Here is a 14,688-nt window from a genome sequence, read left to right as displayed (position 1 = left end):
AAATATAAACCTTATTATAAATTTTTTTGAATTTCCTCCTAGTCGGCATGTGCTCCGTAAAGGTGAATCAGCCGCTAAGGAGCACAATGCCTTATCATGTCATATATTTTGCAAAGCTTCTGCAAAAAGTGCCCTTATCGCCAGGTTGAGGGAACTACAGGGCGCTATTTTGCTGTTTGAAGGAAAATTCAGCGCTTTTCGTCGAAATAAGACCCTGTATTTCCGCCAGGACCCTCGCACTCCTGCTTTTGCCTAAATAGGGTACTGTAGTTCCCTCTCTCGGTTTTGTCGCTAAGAAGAGGCTGATCTCTCAAGGCCGCGAAGCCGTTTTTCTTATGAACGTCGGAGGACTTGAGTTAGTGATTGGTCAATCAATAATTAGGCTAGAAAGGAGGATACGAGTCATGGTCAAAGGCACAACATCGGTGGATCGACGCAATGATATTATTTCCGCTGCTATTGAGGTTTTCGCAGAGCTGGGTTACTATCGGGCGACAACTGCGCAAGTTGCTGAACGTGCAGCAATTTCCCAGCCGTATGTGTACCGTTTTTTTACGAAAGAATCTTTGCTCGTCGCCGCATTGGAACTGTCTTGGCAGCGAATTCTGCAGGCTTTTCAAATCGTAAGGAATACGGTTGAGCCAGCGCTTCTAGAAGAGGGCTTCATTCGTGCTTATGAACAAATCATGGAATCTCACCGGAATGAGATCTTGCTTCAGATGCAAGCACAGACGATTATGGAAACACCGATCCGGGCAGCAATGACCCAGGGAATGAGCGATGTGAAACAGTTGGTTTTGGAATCTTTCCAACAAGCAGGAATCGAAGATCCGGAAGAGCGGACGGCGATATTTTTGGCAAGAGGCATGCTGTGTAATGTGTCCATGGCACTGAATATGCCGGATTTGATGTTAAAGAGATAATCATCATTTTTTCACCGAAAGTAATTGATCAATCAATAAATAGCTACTGGTGGTGGAGTTAAATAGATGGATGGGAGAACGCTGTAGAGTATCTAGGGGAGGGCGCGCGAGTAACCGCCTATCGGAAAAGTCCAACATGTTTTCTACTTTGGGCAAATACCCAGCCGTTATATTTGATACAATGCTAATGAAAGCAGTAAATTTATCAAGCGCAGGAGGGAATTGGGTGGAACAGCACGATCATTCGATCATTCAGGAAATAAACAATACCCGCGTTCCATATGGGACGCTTGGCATTTGGTTCCTGGGGCAGGAGAGCGTCATTATCAAAGGGGCAGGCATCACGATGTATATCGATCCGTTCGTCTCGGATGACCTGGAGAAACAAGGAGTTAAGAGGATGTATCAGCCTCCGATTACACCCGAAGCGATTACGAATGCGGATCTATGCCTCATAACGCATGAACATGAAGATCATCTAGATCCCGGCACGCTGCGCGTAGTCGTAAAACAGAATGAGAAAGCGCTAACAATTGCTCCGGCAGCGTGCCGAGAACGGCTTTTGAGTCTCGGAGGTGAGGCCTCCAACATTGTAGATGCGGATACAGATAAGCCGCTATCCTTATTTGACTCTGAGTTGAGGATTCATGCGATTCCGGCCGCTCACGAAGAATTGGAAACAAATGCGCAAGGGCAGCATCGCTATGTAGGCTACATCATCGAGCTGAATGGCGTCACGCTGTATCACGCTGGAGATACCTTGGTGTATCCGGGGCTGCTGGAACTGCTGCGCGGCCACTCTATTGATCTGGCGATGCTGCCGATCAATGGTCGGGATTACTTTCGGACGAAGCAGGGGATCGTCGGCAATATGAATTATCGCGAGGCTGCGGAGCTGGCTGCGGAGCTGCAGGTGGATACGGTGATTCCACTGCATTATGAAACCTTTGCGGGGAATACAGAGCGTCCGGGACATTTTGTGGATGAACTGAATGAGAAATATCCAGAACTGAAATGCCAGATTTTAGCGCGGGGAAAAAGGTATGTATACGTGTCGCCGAATGCTTTTAAAGCAGGGAATGGCTTGTCATGAGCCAAGTGGATGCCTACCGCATCGGTGTGGAATTGGCCTGGCGAAGTCATCCGCATAATCAAGAACATCGTACATGAGCTGCTGCTTCAAAACGGGAAGAATACAGGAAGAAGGGCAGGAAGCGCTATGATCATTTCACATGTAGAGACATTCATCGTCGGCAACTCTTGGAAGAACTGGCTTTTTGTTAAGCTGCATACCAAAGAAGGTATTTATGGCATCGGGGAAGGGACCTTGAATGGTTTCGCCAAAACGGTGGAGGCTGCGATCCATGAACTCAAGCATCTGTACATCGGTATGGATGTGCATGATGTGGAGACGATTGCTTTGAAAATGACCCGCGATGTGTATTCGGACGGGGGCCAGATTCAAGGTTCTGCCTTAGCGGCAATTGAAACCGCTTGCTGGGACATTATCGGCAAATTAGCCGAGCAACCGCTCTATAAGCTGCTGGGCGGCAAATGCCACGAAAAGCTGCGCTGCTACGCCAACGGCTGGTACCGAGGGCCCCGCGAGCCGCAGAGCTTCCACGATAAAGCGAAGGAGGTCGTCGCCAGAGGCTACACGGCGCTGAAGTTCGACCCATTCGGCAACGCTTGGCGAACCGTGGAGAGAAAGGACTTTCAGGCGGGGCTCGAAATTATCGCAGCCGTGCGGGAGGCGGTGGGGCCCGATGTGGACATTCTCATCGAGGGGCACAATCGGTTCAGCGTGCACACCGCCTTGCAGTTCGCCGATGCGATGCTGCCTTATCAGCCGACTTGGTTCGAGGCGCCGGTGCCACCGCAGCGCATCTCCTCGATGGTCGAGGTCGCGAAGCGCAGTCCCGTGCCTGTTGCTTGCGGGGAGGACTACTACAATCGCGAGCAATTCGCTGAGCTGCTAAGGCATGATGCGGTTCATATCATTCAGTTGGAGCCGCAGTATCTCGGCATCTCGGCTTCCAAGCAGATTTGCGGCATGGTGCATGCGCACAACGGGGTTACCGCTCCGCACAGCGCGCAGGGTCCGATCTGCTCCGTCGTCTGCGCACATTTGAATATGGCGACGCCGAATTTCTTCCTTCATGAAATTTTCGATGAATTTAATGAACCGTGGGAAGAGCAGTTGTTAATCCCGCCGCTCAAGGTGGAGCAGGGCTATCTTCGTCCGCCGGAAGGCCATGGGTTGGGGATTGATTTGAATTTGGAAGAGATGGCGAAGCACCCGTATGATCCTGGTCATTGGATTCCTTTGTTTAAGCAAGGTTGGGAGAAGCGTTTGAAAAACGAGTAAGTATCCTGAGCGGTGGAGGCGCGTAACCATGAAGGCTTTGGTGTATGAAGGACCCCGCAGCATGACCATGCGAGAGGTGGATGTGCCCCCTCTTGGCGCAGATGAGGTATTAATTCGGGTAGAACGCGTGGGGATTTGCGGTTCGGAGTTAAGCGGCTATTTGGGACATAATTCGCTGCGGAAGCCGCCGCTTATTATGGGACATGAATTTGCCGGCGTGATTGCGCAAGTAGGCAGCGGGAGCTCCCGTTTCGAGCGGGGAGATCGCGTAACGGCGAATCCGCTCGTGTCCTGCGGACGCTGCCGGGCTTGCACCACAGGCGCTGCCCAGCTGTGCGCGGAGCGCAAATTGATCGGCGCGCATCGCCCTGGGGCTTTCGCCGAATATGTAGCCATCACTGAGCGGAATGTCTACGCTTTGGGGGATCATGTCACCTTCGATGAAGGGGCATTTACGGAGCCTTTTGCTTGTGCGGTGCATATTTGCAAGTTGTTGAAACCGCTACCAACGGATCGTCTGCTCATCATGGGAGCGGGGCCTATCGGACTCTTGGCGCTGCAGGCAGCCAAAGTGTATGGCTTGCAGCACATCGTGCTGATCGATATCAATGAGCAGCGCTTGGAGATTGCCAAGGAGCTGGGGGCCATTACGGCGACGCGCTTGGACAGTCTCGGCTCAGATGGAGAAAGCAAGTTCGACGCTGCGGTTGATGCTGTCGGAATGGAGATAACGCGGCAAATGTGTGTGGAGTCCGTAAGGCCAGGCGGACGGGTCGTGTTCACGGGACTTCATGAGGAGAGTAGCAGCTTGCCGATCAATCTGATAATCCGCAGCGAAATTCAGCTGACAGGGGCGTTTGCCTACCATTCCGATGACTTCGAAACGGCCTTGCAGTGGATCAGCGAAGGGCGTGTGAGCCTGTCGCCGTGGACGCTGCTGGCACCCCTTGCAACAGGGGGAGCTTGCTTCGAAACGCTCATTCAGAATCCCGGCAAAATCGCCAAGATTCTGTTAACGCTTGACCACGATAAGGAGGAATCCATGCGATGAGTCTGGAGCTTTTTAAGTTGGATGGCCGTGTTGCGTTAATTACTGGCGGGACACGGGGGTTGGGCTTTGTGATGGCGCAGGCTTTGGCGGAAGCTGGGGCCAGTGTGATTGTGACGAGTCGCGAGAGGGAGAAGGCGGAAGCAGCGGCCGGAGCGATTGCCCAGTCGACAGGTCGTCGCACGCTTGGGCTAGCTGTTGATGTAACGGTGGCCGAGCAAGTGGAGGCGATGGTTGCTTCTGCTGTTGAGGTGTTTGGGCGCATCGACATTCTAATCAATAATGCGGGAGTGAATGTGCGCAAGCCGATTGAGGATTACGATGAGGCGAGCTGGGACCTCGTGCAGAACACGAACTTGAAGGCTCCGTTCCTCTGCGCGCGCGCCGTTGCCAAGACGATGAAAAGTCAGCGCTACGGAAGGGTCATCAATATGTCCTCTATGCTCGGCAGCATCGCGCTTCCGGAGAGAGGCGCCTACTGTTCGAGCAAAGGCGGGCTTATCCAGCTCACCAAGGTGCTGGCCTTGGAGTGGGCTCCGTTCAACATAACGGTGAACGCGCTATGCCCTGGCCCGATTGCGACAGAGCTGAATACCGTCGTGATGAACAATCCGGAAGCGAATCGATTTTTCGTGGACAATATTGCTTTGGGCCGGTGGGGGAGGCCGGAGGAAATTATCGGTGCTGTGATCTATATGGCTTCGGACGCGTCCAGTTTCATGACAGGAGCCTCGATGGTTGTTGATGGCGGCTGGACGGCGAGGTAAGTATTAAGTGCAGCTTCCTCTGCGTGATTTAGAAGTCCTCAAAGACTTCTATTCGCTTTAAATCGTCGACTTCGGAGCAGATAGGAGTCTTTAAGGACTTTTATTTTCACCGATTGCAGCAATTTTCTCCAATTGGTGTCAGATAACAGCCTCCAAAGACTCTTATTATCCTCAAATCCTCAACTTTGGTGTAGATAAGAGTCTACAAAGACTCTTATTCGTACCGAAATCGACTCGCGATTGCACATTTGGAGCACTCCCCCGAATATCACCATATCTCATGGAAAAGGGTGAACAATCATGAAACTTGGTCTTGCTGTCTACGGCACTACGTTTATGATGGGCATACATCCACAGTCGAGCCGCGCTCGCATCACGGCATCGCAGCTTCTGGAACAGGCTGCGCAGCTGAACCTGCAGGGCATCGAGCTGCCGCTCTCGCTGCTCGAAGGCGAGGACGTCGCCGCCTTGGCTCGCCGTGCGCGCGAAGGCGGGCAGTACCTCGTCGTCGCCTCCGGCAGCTACGCTCCCAAGCCGCTAGCGCAGGCTCTGGAAGCGGCCGTGCAGTTGGGCGCGCCAACAGTGCGCACGGTAGTAGGCGGCGCGGATTTCGGCGGCGACCGACGGAAGATGGCCGGTCGTTGGCCGGCATTCATGGAAGAAGTTCTGTCGGGCCTCGGCGAAGCAGCCCTAGCTGCAGCGAAAGCCGGCGTGACGCTAGCCGTGGAAAATCATCAGGATCTGGCCTCGGAGGAGCTCTTGTGGCTCTGTGAAGAAATCGATTCCCCTAACTTCGGCATCACCCTCGATACGGGCAATCCGCTGGCAACCGCGGAGGAACCTGTCCACTTTGCCAGAAAAATAGCCCCTCACTTGAAGCACGTTCACCTCAAAGATTATTGGGCCTACCTAAGCGAGGAAGGATATCGTCTGGTTCGCTGTCCGTTAGGTCAAGGGGTCGTTGATTTTCCCGCGCTTTTCCAAGTTTTCGAAACGTATTGCCCGGAAGTGAATATGTCGATGGAGCTTGGCGCTTTGGAGGCTCGGCATACCAGAGTGCTTTGCGACGATTATTGGCCGGAGTATCCGGTCCGTTCAGCCGCACAGTTAGCGGGACTTCTACGTTTTGTGCAGACGAATGCCAAATCGATGGGGGATTGGCGAACCCCTTTTGAACAAGGAGCAACCGAAGACGAGATTATAGCCTATGAACAGCGGCAGTTGCTGACGAGCGTGGCATATATGCAAGGTGCGGTGCAGGCGAGAGGGGGGCGGACGACGTGAACATTGATTTGGCGGGCAAAGTGGCGATTGTGACAGGAGCAGGTCGGGGGATTGGCAGGGAGATTGCCCTGACGCTTGCGCAAGAAGGCGTGATTACGGTAATTACGGACATCAATGAAGCCTTGCTCACAGACATGGGCAAAGAATTCACAGCCAAAGGCTTGAAAGGCAGCCAATACGTCTGTGATGTTCGCGACGCCACGCAGATTCAACAAGTGATCGATCAGATCGTGGAACGTTACGGACATATCGACATTTTGGTCAATAACGCCGGGGTAGCGAGCGGAGCTCCGATCGATGTGCTGGCGGAAGAAATTTGGGATTTGAACCTTGATATTAATCTCAAGGGGACGTTCCTGATGTGCAAGGCTGTAGCTCCTGTGATGAAAAAGCAGCAATCAGGCCGCATCATGAACGCAGCCTCCTTCGCGGCCATCGTGCCGAGCTATGGCAGTGCAGCTTACGCTTCCTCGAAGGCAGGCGTGGAACAATTCACCCGCGTGCTGGCAGGCGAGCTGGGACCGTGGAACATCGCCGTCAATTGCTACGCGCCGGGGATGATTCCGACGGATATGAATCATTTCGCCGATTTGCAGGAACCGCAGCAGCAGCGTCTCTTGGACACTCTAACGTTCCGCCACTGGGGCAAAAAGGACGATGTCGCTCACTTGATCTGCTTCTTGGCCTCCGATTATGCCGGATATATCACCGGGACCATGATCGATATTAGCGGAGGGAAGTTGGCGACACAAATTCCGCGAGTGGCCTATGAGAAGGCAGCAAGTGAAGGAGCTTACGAATTCTAGCGTTCTAGCGAGGGAGGAGGCTGCACGATGAAGGATACGGCTGGTTTTAATTTTGCCGGCAAAACCGCGCTTGTGACGGGAGCGGCCAAAGGCATTGGCGCTGACATTGCCGCACAATTCATTCGCTATGGCGCGAACGTGATCATCGCCGATGTGGATGAGCAAGGGGAGGCGGTAGCTGCCAGATGGCGTCAGGACGGTTATGCCGCAAGATTCTTCCGCTGCGACGTGTCGCAGGGAAACGATGTTGCGCAGTTGGCGGCATATGCTGAGCAGGAATTCGGCGGTCTGGATATGTTGGTGAATAATGCCGGCATTTTCCCGCGAGCTACTTTGTCTGAAACGGATGAAGCGTTGTGGGATCGTGTCATAGGCATCAACCTCAAGGGTGTCTATCTCATGTGCCAAGCTGCGGTTCCCGGAATGATCAGCAGAGGCGGAGGAAGCATCGTCAATATTGGCTCGCTGCATGCGGCGACGGGCGCGTCAGATATGCTGGCCTATGCGATTTCCAAAGGCGGGGTTGTGACGCTGACGCGCAATTTGGCGAGTACATTAGCGAAACATCGCGTTAGAGTGAACTGCATTCATCCCGGGTGGGTAGCTTCGGATGGGGAAATGGCCCGGATAGCAGCGAGTGGGGAAAATGGCGATACGCTCGAGAAGGCGATTAAGCGGATGCCCATGGGTCGCATGCAGACGGGCAATGATATTGCCTCAGCGGTGGTCTTCATGATGTCAGACTTCGCGGATCAAATTACGGGCCAGCAATTGACGGTGGATGGCGGCATCAGTATCAGGTAGCGACAATTCGAAGTGGAGGGAATTTCAGATGACAAAGATTGCATTTATCGGCGCAGGAAGCCTCGTTTTCACCAAAAATCCGGTACGCGAAGGTGTCATTTTCATTTAATTTGTCGATATTCCTCATATGAAAAATAGCGCTCGCACCGTAGATTTAGTACACTTGTAAGCGCAATCATTCCTGTTATGATAAGGGTGTGATACAAACTGTATAAATCGATACAGTCGGTGTCATCAGGTCCATTCATGATAAGGGAGGATTCGTACACATGAGAAGAACACTTTTGAGCGTCGTAGCTGTGATCTTAACGATTTCCATGATTCTTGTGGGTTGTTCCAGCAGACCGAGTTCAGGGACATCGACAGACAACAAGGGGAATTCAGGCACGACCGCACCGACAACAGCCGCAGCAACGACGAGCACACCTGATGCGAAACCGAGTGGGGATAAATTAAAGCTGACTGTTTACAGCACGATTACGGAGCTGCCGAATCAAGAAATGATGAAAGGCATTGCGGCTGATTTTACCAAGGAAAATCCGAACATTGCTGTTGAATTTCAATTTCCGGGTGCGGAATATGAGAACATTTTGAAGGTTAAAATGGCGGCGAATGATTTGCCGGATGTGTTCGATACCCACGGTTGGGCGATTATCCGCTACGGCAAATATTTGGCCGATCTGCGCGACGAGCCATGGGCTAAGAATATGACAGACACGATCAAACCCGTTGTGACGGATAAAGACGGCAAAGTCGAAGCGCTGGTCATGAGCGAAGCCAAAGACGGCATTTCCTACAACGCCGAAATCCTGGAGAAATACAGCATCCAACCACCCAAAACGTTCGATGAACTAATGGCTGCTGCGGAGAAAATCAAAACTTCAAGCAACAATGCGGTGACACCGTTCTTCATGTCCGGTGTGGATAACGGGATGATCGGCGGCTTCTCCGATCTGTATGCGACCTCGATGTACATCAGTCCGGCTGCGAATGATGCCAAAACTTTGCTGGACGGCACATTCGACTGGAATAAATGGACTCCGCTCGCCCAGAAGCTGCAGGACATGAACAAAAAAGGCTACATCAACAAAGATGTGCTGACCGCCAAGTACAGCGACATGCCGCAGTTGTTCGCGCAAGGGAAAGTAGCTTTTGTCTTCGGCGCCCCTTCCTTCGCAGATGAAGTGTACAAATACAACAAAGCTGCCAAAATCGGCATCGCGCCTTTGACCTCCATGGTTGCTGGCGACAGCCAATCCTTCTCTGGCGGCGAGCGGTACACGATGGGCGCTTGGAAAGACGGCAAGCATTTGGCAGAATCCAAGAAGCTGATTGCCTTCTTTGCGAAGTCAGAGAATATGTCCAAAATCGCCAATGCGACCAAACTGCCTGCCGGCTTGAAGAACATCGAATCCAAACATGAATTTTCGGACTACTACAAACAATTTGAGAGTGTTCGCGTATTCCCGTATTTTGATCGGGTGTACCTGCCGAACGGGATGTGGGACGTTATGTGTAAAACGGGCGTAGCTTTGCTCGCAGGCACCGTAACGCCACAGCAATTCTCGGACAAAATGAAATCCGAATATTTACGTCTGCGCAATCAGTAATAGCAAGATGGGGAGGGTGACAGCCACCCTCCTTTTCTTCCTATTCGACGAAGGAGGATGGTGTTCACATGGCGGAAGCAAGGACTGCGCTGGCGCAGGCGAAGCAGGAGCGGAAATCATCGACGTTCATCGGTCGGATGATTCGCAATGGCGCGTTATTGAATTTGCTCTATATTCCGGCGCTGCTGTTGTTTATCGTGTTTATCTTTTATCCGTTTTTCAAAGGGATCAAGATTTCCTTTACGAACTGGGATGGGTACAATCAGGGGTACAAATGGATCGGCTTCGACAACTACACACGGATGTTCAAGGATCCGGAAATTTTGAAGGTCATTCGCAACACCGCGATTTATGGGATCGGCAGCGCCGTTTTTCAGAATGTCATCGGCCTGCTGTACGCGTTATTCTTAAATATGAACATTCGAACCCGCGGACTTGTCCGTACGGTCATTTATTTGCCGGTCATTATAAGCTCCTTAATTATGGGCTATATTTGGTACTTCTTCTTCCAGTATCAAGGCGGAGCGATCAACGACATCATCCTTTTGTTCCATGACCAGCCGTCCAACTTATTGGGAGATCCGAATCTCAACGTCTGGATTATTACCTTCGTCAACACGTATCAGTATTTGGGTATTGCGATGGTGCTTTATTTGGCGGGGCTGCAGTCCATCCCCAAAGATTATTATGAGGCGGCAACAATCGATGGAGCAAGTGCTTTTAAACGTTTCCTTCATATTACGTGGCCGCTTATCGCGCCTGCTTTTACTGTAAGTATGGTGCTCAATCTGATTGGCGGTCTGAAATTATTCGATGTCATCGTCGCCTTGACCAACAGTGGTCCGGGGTATGCGTCAGCTTCGCTATCTTCCATTATGTACTTGCTGTATTTCGGGCGTGAAGATGCGGGATATGCAGCGACCATTGGGATTCTCATGTTCATCATGATCTCCATCGTGAGCATTTCTGCGCTCTTATTCCTGAGAAAAAGGGAGGTCAATGCGTGATGAAAAAGAAGCCGTGGCTGACGATTCTCTCCTTGGTTATTTGCCTGATTCATATTCTGCCTTTCTATATTCTCGTCACAACGTCACTCAAAGCGTTCGATGATGTCAGCTCCAAGTGGATGATGCCGGGCTACTTCTACATCGACAATTTCCGGGATGCCTGGCGGGAAGCGCATCTGGGGGATGCGTTCCGCAGCAATTTTATCGTAACATTTATTTCGGTCATCCTGATTGTCGTGATCGGCTCCATTGCGGCCTATCCGCTTGCCCGGCGTCAGACGACGTGGAACAAATTGATGTATGCGGTATTCGTCTCTGCCTTGATTGTTCCCCCATTGACTATTTTGGTGCCGTTGTATAAGTTTATGGTAGATATTGGCGGGATGAATCAGTATTGGGGAATCATTATGCTGTTCATCACCTTTAACTTGCCGATGACCATCTTCTTGTACACGGGCTTCATCAGCACGATTCCTAGGGATTTGGATGAGGCGGCGATGATTGATGGCGCAGGGCGGTTTCAGCTATTTTTTACCGTGATCCTGCCGCTGCTCAAGCCGGTGACGGCTACGGTTATTATTTTGTCCGGGGTCGCTGTGTGGAACGATTACCAGTTCTCGATCTTTTTCCTGCAAAAGCCAGACATGCGAACGATTACGGTAGCGCTTTCAACATTCTTCGGGCAATACACGAGCAATGTCGGCTGGGTGGCTGCCGGGTCGTTCATGGGGGCGATTCCGATGACGATCGTCTACTTATTTCTGCAGCGGTACTTCGTTTCCGGGCTTGCGTCGGGGGCGATCAAAGGTTAGCTGTGGATAACTTTGGGAGGGGATACCATCAGGCAATCCATTCGACTGCGCTTATCGCTGCTTTTCTTCATCACGATTGTTATTCCGATTGTCGGTATTGTGATTAAGCTGCCCTCCTATTACCTTCATCTGATCAAAGAACAGGAGTCCTCTCTGCTGGAGGGGACTTTGACGGCGCTAACGTTCGATATTCAAACGTATCTGGACGATTTGGAGCGTATGACGGTAACGCCCTATTTGAATAATGAGGTCATGCGGGCCTTGAAATTGAAGTCTACGTCACAGCAGTGGAACCAGCTAACCCCATTCGAGCAATACGAAGCGGAAGAAATGCTGAATAAGACGCTGCCGAATTATTTGCGCAATATGCGCAAGGACATACTGGGGACCATTCTTCTGCCGATGGATGGTTCTGTTTATATTACACCGCCGAACAGCTACTCCGACCAAGTGGTCAAAGGGTTTCCTTTCGCCAGGCAGGATTGGTATCAGAAGGCGCTCAAGGCCGATGGGAACGTTGCCTTCACAGGCGTTCATCAGCAGGACTATTTGAATCTCGCGGGCGCCGAGGTGTTCTCTGTTGCTCGACTGATTAAGGACCCGGACTCCAGTCGTCCGCTCGGCATTATTATGGCGGATGCGGATACGGTGCTGCTGGATCAAATGATGAAAGGCATCCGTTTGAGCGCGGGCGCAGTCGTCGTTATCCTGGATGATAATGAGCAGTTGATCTACGCCAATCATCCCATTTCCCCGGAACTGCAAGGACAAGTTGCTGCGGGCAGCCACACTGTGAAGGCGGAGAAGGCGTCATATTCCGTCGTGCGCGAGACGATCAGCCGCTCCAAGTGGACAATTGCGATACTCTCGCCTGAGGCTTTCATCGAATCCCACTTGCAGCGCGTGTATTGGCTGGGATTTGCCTTTGCCGCCAGTGGTTTGCTGATTGCGCTGATTCTGTACTTCACGGTGTCGCACTGGATCGTGACCCCTTTCAAGCGCATGATTCAGGTGATGAAACGCGTTCAGCGCGGGGATCTGACGACAGGCTACCAGGTCAAGGGCAACGATGAAATTTCGCAGCTCGGCACGAGTCTGAATACGATGATCTCCAAGCTCGGGGAGCTGATTGATCGGGAATACAAAGCGGTGCTCGGTCAGCGGAACGCGGAGTATCGGGCGCTGCAATCGCAGATTCAGCCTCATTTTCTATACAACACGTTAAATGGCTTCATCGGCCTCAATCGAACGGGACAAAGCATGCAGCTGGAGAAGGCTATCTTGTCCTTGAGCGGCATGCTGCGCTATACGCTGGAGCATAACGATTGGGCGCAGCTGCAAGAGGAAATCGAATTCATCAACAAATACTGCGGGCTGCAGCAGGTGCGCTTCGGGGACCGTCTCCAGGTGCATGTCGCCTGCGATCCAAGGGCGCTCTCCATTCTGATTCCCAAGCTGCTGCTGCAGCCGATGATGGAGAATGCGATTATTCATGGCATTGAGCCTTGTGATCATGAGTGCGAGCTGCGCATGGATATTCACATGCAGGCGGCCGTCGGCGGCGAAGAGACCTTATGCATTCAAATCAGCGATAACGGTGTGGGATTCGACTCTGCAGGCAAGCAGGAGGGGCTCGGGATTCGCAATGTGAGAGAACGGTTGCAGCTATCCTATGAAGGTGCATCTATGTGGCTGCATAGCAGGATCGATGAAGGAACGATGGTACAGATTCTCATTCCGCTAAAGGATGTGAAACGAGCGTGAAACTAATTATCGCCGATGATGAGAGCTTGATTCGCGCCAGTATCCTAAGCATGGTTCAGGATGTGGAGACATCATGGCAGCTTGCAGGTGAAGCTTCCAATGGAGAGGAACTGCTCGATCTGGTCAAGGAGCATAGACCTAATGTAGCGATTATCGACATCCGCATGCCGCGCATGAGCGGGCTGGAAGCGATGCAGCTCGGAAGGGTCATTTCGCCCTGCACGAAGTGGATTATTTTGAGCGGCTATTCGGATTTTGCCTACGCACAGGAAGCAATGAAGCTGGGAGCGTCGGAATATTTGCTCAAACCGGTGAATCCCATAGAGCTGGAGCGGGCGCTCGCGAATACGGCCAAAGATAACAAAGAATTCATCCGCATGCTGAATCAGCAGTTTGAGAACAGCTTGTTCGCTCTGTGCAATGGGCTTACTTCTATGAAGTTTGAGGAGTTGGATAGCATTTTTGTGCAGGGCTGGTTTATCGGGGCGATATGTCTCTTTGATACGACCTGTACCGGGAAGGCATTGTCGGATATTACAAGCCGTTTCTATGACGATCTCCGTGGCTGCATGCACAGTCAGCTCGTATATGGCATGAATTTCGCTATGATCTCTTTACTAAGCGGCGATCTCGCTGTCATCGGTTCCTGGGACCCAGCGAAGGGGGTGGCAAGCAAGGAGCAGGTGCATCGCTTTTTTGATGCACTGGGGGATAGGGCAGGGAACAGCCTTCAGGGCGCAGCGGCAATCACGATTCTGCAAACCGCAGAATGCCTCGGCTTCGATTCCTTGAATCAACAGCTTGGACAGTTGGGACAATGGAGCAGTTTGCGCGCAGTATGCGGTGTTGGGCGGAGGCTTGCGTATGCGGAGCTTCAGACGGAGGCAGGCGATGACAGGAAGGTGAGAGCTAGCCACCTGCTCTGCTCGATCAAGCATCATCTGCAAATTAGGGGCTATTTGAATTACCAAAGCGCCGTCAGCGAGATGGAAGGGACTTGGCCGCAAGCTGCATGGCTTAATCAGGATGCCTATCGGCGGGCAGTCCAGCAGTTTATACAGCATGCTCTAGGGATTGCCGCGGCTGCTCCTTTGACCCAAGAGGAGATGATGAAGGAGCTGCGGAGCTTGGGAGAAAGCCGGCTGCTGGAGATTAAGCCTAGAGAACCGGTAATGGCAGATTTAATTGAGCAGGTCGTTCATTATCTCGAGCAGCATTATATGGAGGACGTCGGGATCGGCCAAATTGCCCATCAATTGAACGTCTCGGCGAATTACTTGAGCACATTGTTTCATAAGAAAACAGGGACGCCGTTTGTGAAGTATTTGACGAATATCCGCATGCTGAAAGCCAAGGAACTGCTGCTGAATACCAATTTGCAGGTGAAGCAGATCGCGGAGAAGGTGGGCTATTACAGCACGCGGCACTTTACCAAGCTATTTGTGGAAAATTGCCTGAGCTATCCGTCCGATTACCGCAAAAGTCAGGCTTGATT

At 51.9% G+C, this 14,688-nt stretch carries 14 protein-coding genes; all 14 read left to right on the top strand.

Annotation, left to right across the window (positions count from 1 at the left end; translation table 11 throughout):
- The coding region (locus tag IEY34_RS37075) for a hypothetical protein (protein ID WP_229757954.1) at positions 1-256 on the top strand (256 nt) is incomplete at its 5' end.
- Between the two features lie 148 nt (positions 257-404).
- The gene (locus IEY34_RS32885; RefSeq protein ID WP_189020011.1) at positions 405-923 is read left to right on the top strand and encodes a TetR/AcrR family transcriptional regulator; all 519 of its coding nucleotides are present in this window, start codon (positions 405-407) and stop codon (positions 921-923) included.
- Positions 924-1,149: 226 nt separating this feature from the next.
- On the top strand, positions 1,150-2,016 hold the full coding sequence (locus IEY34_RS32880) for an MBL fold metallo-hydrolase (RefSeq protein ID WP_229757953.1): 867 nt from the start codon (positions 1,150-1,152) through the stop codon (positions 2,014-2,016).
- A gap of 9 nt (positions 2,017-2,025) precedes the next feature.
- Positions 2,026-3,291, top strand: coding sequence for a mandelate racemase/muconate lactonizing enzyme family protein (locus IEY34_RS32875; protein ID WP_189020009.1), 1,266 nt, complete (start codon positions 2,026-2,028; stop codon positions 3,289-3,291).
- Between the two features lie 28 nt (positions 3,292-3,319).
- On the top strand, positions 3,320-4,342 hold the full coding sequence (locus IEY34_RS32870; RefSeq protein ID WP_189020007.1) for a zinc-dependent alcohol dehydrogenase: 1,023 nt from the start codon (positions 3,320-3,322) through the stop codon (positions 4,340-4,342).
- Complete coding sequence (locus IEY34_RS32865; protein ID WP_189020005.1) at positions 4,339-5,106, top strand: SDR family NAD(P)-dependent oxidoreductase; 768 nt, start codon at positions 4,339-4,341, stop codon at positions 5,104-5,106. Before IEY34_RS32870 ends, IEY34_RS32865 begins: the two co-directional genes overlap by 4 nt.
- A gap of 300 nt (positions 5,107-5,406) precedes the next feature.
- The gene (locus IEY34_RS32860; RefSeq protein ID WP_189020003.1) at positions 5,407-6,390 is read left to right on the top strand and encodes a sugar phosphate isomerase/epimerase family protein; all 984 of its coding nucleotides are present in this window, start codon (positions 5,407-5,409) and stop codon (positions 6,388-6,390) included.
- Positions 6,387-7,196, top strand: coding sequence for an SDR family NAD(P)-dependent oxidoreductase (locus IEY34_RS32855; protein WP_189020002.1), 810 nt, complete (start codon positions 6,387-6,389; stop codon positions 7,194-7,196). Before IEY34_RS32860 ends, IEY34_RS32855 begins: the two co-directional genes overlap by 4 nt.
- Before the next feature lie 27 nt (positions 7,197-7,223).
- Entirely contained in the window at positions 7,224-8,000 is a 777-nt protein-coding gene (locus IEY34_RS32850) for an SDR family NAD(P)-dependent oxidoreductase (RefSeq protein ID WP_189020000.1), read from the top strand.
- 269 nt (positions 8,001-8,269) lie between these two features.
- The gene (locus IEY34_RS32845) at positions 8,270-9,610 is read left to right on the top strand and encodes an ABC transporter substrate-binding protein (RefSeq protein ID WP_189019998.1); all 1,341 of its coding nucleotides are present in this window, start codon (positions 8,270-8,272) and stop codon (positions 9,608-9,610) included.
- Positions 9,611-9,699: 89 nt separating this feature from the next.
- Positions 9,700-10,617, top strand: a complete 918-nt coding sequence (locus IEY34_RS32840) for a carbohydrate ABC transporter permease (RefSeq protein ID WP_373291381.1) — start codon at positions 9,700-9,702, stop codon at positions 10,615-10,617.
- Positions 10,617-11,429: a carbohydrate ABC transporter permease gene (locus tag IEY34_RS32835; protein WP_189019994.1), complete on the top strand. Its 813-nt coding sequence runs from the start codon at positions 10,617-10,619 to the stop codon at positions 11,427-11,429. Before IEY34_RS32840 ends, IEY34_RS32835 begins: the two co-directional genes overlap by 1 nt.
- 12 nt (positions 11,430-11,441) lie before the next feature.
- Positions 11,442-13,193, top strand: coding sequence for a cache domain-containing sensor histidine kinase (locus IEY34_RS32830; RefSeq protein ID WP_189019993.1), 1,752 nt, complete (start codon positions 11,442-11,444; stop codon positions 13,191-13,193).
- Positions 13,190-14,686 (top strand): response regulator transcription factor, encoded by a 1,497-nt coding sequence (locus tag IEY34_RS32825; RefSeq protein ID WP_189019991.1) that lies wholly within the window; start codon positions 13,190-13,192, stop codon positions 14,684-14,686. Before IEY34_RS32830 ends, IEY34_RS32825 begins: the two co-directional genes overlap by 4 nt.
- The last annotated feature ends 2 nt before the right edge of the window (positions 14,687-14,688 follow it).

The sequence above is a fragment of the Paenibacillus marchantiophytorum genome (assembly GCF_014640555.1).
Classification (GTDB): Bacteria; Bacillota; Bacilli; order Paenibacillales; family NBRC-103111; genus Paenibacillus_E; species Paenibacillus_E marchantiophytorum.
Note: the sequence above shows the minus strand (reverse complement) of the source record. Positions and strands in the feature narration are given on the sequence as shown.

What these genes read in the sequence shown, in the direction of transcription:
- IEY34_RS32885 (WP_189020011.1), top strand. Translation starts at nt 405, where the DNA reads ATGGTCAAAGGCACAACATCGGTGGATCGACGCAATGATATTATTTCC.
- IEY34_RS32875 (WP_189020009.1), top strand. Translation starts at nt 2,026, where the DNA reads ATGCCTACCGCATCGGTGTGGAATTGGCCTGGCGAAGTCATCCGCATA.
- IEY34_RS32870 (WP_189020007.1), top strand. Translation starts at nt 3,320, where the DNA reads ATGAAGGCTTTGGTGTATGAAGGACCCCGCAGCATGACCATGCGAGAG.
- IEY34_RS32865 (WP_189020005.1), top strand. Translation starts at nt 4,339, where the DNA reads ATGAGTCTGGAGCTTTTTAAGTTGGATGGCCGTGTTGCGTTAATTACT.
- IEY34_RS32860 (WP_189020003.1), top strand. Translation starts at nt 5,407, where the DNA reads ATGAAACTTGGTCTTGCTGTCTACGGCACTACGTTTATGATGGGCATA.
- IEY34_RS32850 (WP_189020000.1), top strand. Translation starts at nt 7,224, where the DNA reads ATGAAGGATACGGCTGGTTTTAATTTTGCCGGCAAAACCGCGCTTGTG.
- IEY34_RS32845 (WP_189019998.1), top strand. Translation starts at nt 8,270, where the DNA reads ATGAGAAGAACACTTTTGAGCGTCGTAGCTGTGATCTTAACGATTTCC.
- IEY34_RS32835 (WP_189019994.1), top strand. Translation starts at nt 10,617, where the DNA reads ATGAAAAAGAAGCCGTGGCTGACGATTCTCTCCTTGGTTATTTGCCTG.